Annotated in this window: 1 pseudogene; it reads right to left on the bottom strand. The window is 64.3% G+C overall.

Going from position 1 to position 462, the window contains the following annotated elements:
• Window positions 1-462 (bottom strand): annotated as a pseudogene (locus HX846_RS36715) (two-component system sensor histidine kinase KdbD); the annotation flags it as partial.

The raw sequence follows: 462 nt of genomic DNA, 5'->3' as shown, positions 1-462 counted from the left end.
GGTCGGCCGTGCGGCGCAGGGCCAGTTCCCGCAGGGCGAGCAGGTTGCCCTTGCGGAAAAAGTGCCGCGACGCACGTTCGGCCTGAGGGCCCAGGTACACCTTGCCGTCCTTCAAGCGTTGCAGCAGATCATCCGGCGGCAGGTCCACGACGACCACTTCGTGGGCATTGTCGAACACGTGGTCCGGTACGGTTTCCCGCACGCGAATGCCGATGATCCCACTCACCAGATCGTTAAGGCTTTCCAGGTGCTGGACGTTGAGGGTGGTCCACACATCGATGCCGGCGCTGAGCAGTTCTTCCACGTCTTGCCAGCGTTTCGGGTGGCGCGAGCCGGGCACGTTGCTGTGGGCCAGTTCATCCACCAGCAGCACGGCGGGATGGCGTTGCAGGGCCGCGTCGAGGTCGAATTCGGTGAGGGTGAAATCGTGATGCAGGCGGTGGGCGCGGGGAAGTTGTTCGA

Source organism: Pseudomonas sp. K5002, assembly GCF_013386655.1.
GTDB lineage: Bacteria > Pseudomonadota > Gammaproteobacteria > Pseudomonadales > Pseudomonadaceae > Aquipseudomonas.
This window is presented reverse-complemented; position numbering and strand designations above follow the sequence as displayed.